Annotated in this window: 2 protein-coding genes and 1 pseudogene; 1 reads left to right on the forward strand and 2 read right to left on the reverse strand. The window is 38.4% G+C overall.

The features are described 5' to 3' along the window. Positions 1-121: 121 nt before the first annotated feature. On the forward strand, positions 122-511 hold the full coding sequence (locus tag ACYTXL_RS18450) for a hypothetical protein (protein WP_461926012.1): 390 nt from the start codon (positions 122-124) through the stop codon (positions 509-511). Between the two features lie 39 nt (positions 512-550). Here ACYTXL_RS18450 and ACYTXL_RS18455 read toward each other — a convergent pair. Together ACYTXL_RS18455 and ACYTXL_RS18460 are read right to left on the reverse strand one after the other, a co-directional pair. Beyond that, positions 551-1,606, reverse strand: a pseudogene (locus ACYTXL_RS18455) (IS630 family transposase). Positions 1,607-1,678: 72 nt separating this feature from the next. Further along, positions 1,679-2,569: nucleotidyltransferase domain-containing protein (locus tag ACYTXL_RS18460; RefSeq protein WP_461926013.1), on the reverse strand; the 891-nt coding region annotated here is incomplete at its 5' end.

The following is a 2,569-nucleotide window of genomic DNA, read 5'->3' on the forward strand; positions in this document are numbered from 1 at the left end:
ACTCTTCTACCCGCATTAATTCTAATTGTGTAAAAGCTCGAATTGCGCTAAAAAAGTGAGTTCTAATTGCCTCAGAATAAATTGGTAAAGAATTGAAAGTTATTAGAGAGGAGACAAATTAATGGTCAGACTTGATTTGTGGGCTGAAATTATCCCTGGAGTTTCCGCAGCAGGATTTAGTATTGGACAACATCTTTCATCAATACCTGATCTTAGTGAACCTAATCTGGTTGTCAATCTCCAAGAAGAAAGAGAGAAGAGAGAAAAAGGATTGAAATCAATTAATATCAACGAAGCTTTATCTAAGTCGGATGGCTGGAACTGTCAGAAGATCTGCTCAGATTCTGAGAAGTTAGATGGACATAAAGTTTTCTATTATAAAGACAGGATTGTACTTCTTGAATTCAATTCAGATGATATTCTATTCAAGATTTTTGTGTTTGAGGGCTACCAAGGAAAGTTTTTTGATAAATTTGAAATCGGCTCTAAGGTTTCGGATTTAAGCGAGTAAGTAAGTCGGCGGAAAAATTTATAATCATGTAACAATAAGTTAAGGAGGATGGTTTGAGTAAAATTTAACACGTTCTGTGGTGTAATTTCCTCTCTCACCTCTGGCTTGAATACCATTAATTACCGCATAGCCAAGGTCTAACTCATCGTCAAACACCTGTCCTGATAATTCATCTTTTTTGAGGTGTTGCCACTCCAATTCAATTGGGTTCATTTCGGAACAATATTTGGGCAAGAAGAAGAGGTACAAACCCATGTCTTCCCACTTAGACCATAACTGCTGTACCTGTTTGCACCGATGTATTGGGCCGTTGTCCTGCACTATTACTCTGATGCGCCCAGACTTTTCAGCTTCAAGTGCTTCAAGCTCCATCATCCGGATATAAGATTTTCTGTCAACACCACCAATAACCAAACCATAAATAAAGCTGATTAAGGGTTGCAAAAAACCGATAATACTTAATCTTCTACCACGACGCTTAGTTTGTTCTAAACGTTTTTGTTCGCCTTTGAAGTAGTAAGTGTAACCTGGTTCACTCCATGCATAAAAAGAAAGATTCATCTAAATACTTTAAGTCGATTTCTCCAGTCGCAGCAGCTAATTCCAGCATTTCTAGGTCTGCTTGTTTATGCGCTCGTACTACTGGGTCTTGTTTTCCTTTGTGACTCTTCCTTGCTCGTTTCCAAATGACCCCCTTTTTTTAAGTACCCGTCTTAATCTGTCGGGACTCAATTTAATGGAGCGCTCGCGTTCTAATTTTTCGGTGAGTTGGCGACTGTTGTAGGTGCGTGGCTCTTTTTTAAGGCATTCTTCTAAAAATCTGATGTCAACTTCAGTCAACTTTGGTTTTATCCCTCGACCGGTTAATTCCCAAAGCCCTTCCAGCCCTAGCTTCTGCCATTTATGTAAGACTTCTCTCACTGTTTGTGGAGTCCAATTAAAATGAACTGCTATTTTTTCTACGTACCAGCCATGTGCATTCAATCTGATGACTTCTGCTCTGTCTTTCACCTTCTGTGGCACATCCGCAGTTCTGAGTTTTAGCAGGTTGCGGTCTTGCTCACTAGTCAGGAATACCCTTAAACGAGCGCCCATATACAAGTGACCTTAGTAGATGTATTCTACGTATTTATTTATCTTCACATAGTTTGGTTTTTTTATGCCGACTTACTTACTATTAGTTATGTATCTGCTTGCCAAGCGTATTGGTCGGATTAAGTAGTATAGGAAAGAAAGACCAGATGGCAATAGGAAAAATTCCCGGTCTGCTTGGGTAGTATCAGTGATTACAAGCCTGGTTGTAAAACTCAAAAATTGCCACACCAGATAAACACGATCTGGCATTCTGCTGAGTGGACCATTTATCATTAGGTGCTGAAAAAAAAGTTTAATTATCAGTGGACTTTTAATCTCCGTGAAAAGCTGTTTCTGCATCCGTATAGCATAAATTAAAATTGTTGGATCGATTTGGAGCTGTTCTTGAATAGCCTGCTTTACTTGGGCTGGCAAAGGGGTATTCAGGAGAGTGTTAACTATAAACAGACTAATAAAAAATGGTCTTTTAAGTTCCAGACTGTTTACTTTCTGCAATAATTGTTCCCAATTCAATGTCTGTTGAATTTGCAATAATTCAGCTAAATCGCAAATCTGAGCTAAAGACCCTTTACCCTCATTAACTTCTCTGGCAACTTGTACAGCGAGGATGATCAACAAATCATCAGAAGAGAAGTCGATGATAGATTCACCTTTGAGAGTTAAAAACTTGCTTCGTTGCCACAAAGTTTCAAAATCAGGAAGTTTAAAGGGGAAGTAAGATAAGGGAGTCAGTTCCCAGTGAAGATCCACCACTACTTCTGGTTTTTGACTATGTACAAAAGTTTGTTGCCAACCATAGTCAGTCTCTAGTTGATATTTCTGAGTAATCAATAATTCTTGAACTTTGACTATATCCTGTTGTTTCACCAGAATATCCAAGTCGCTAAACTGCCTCATCGCTAAATTGTCATAAATAGAAATAGCTAAAACAAGTCCTTTAAAAGGAATTGCTGGAATTTTGTG

This window comes from Nostoc sp., from assembly GCF_054880495.1.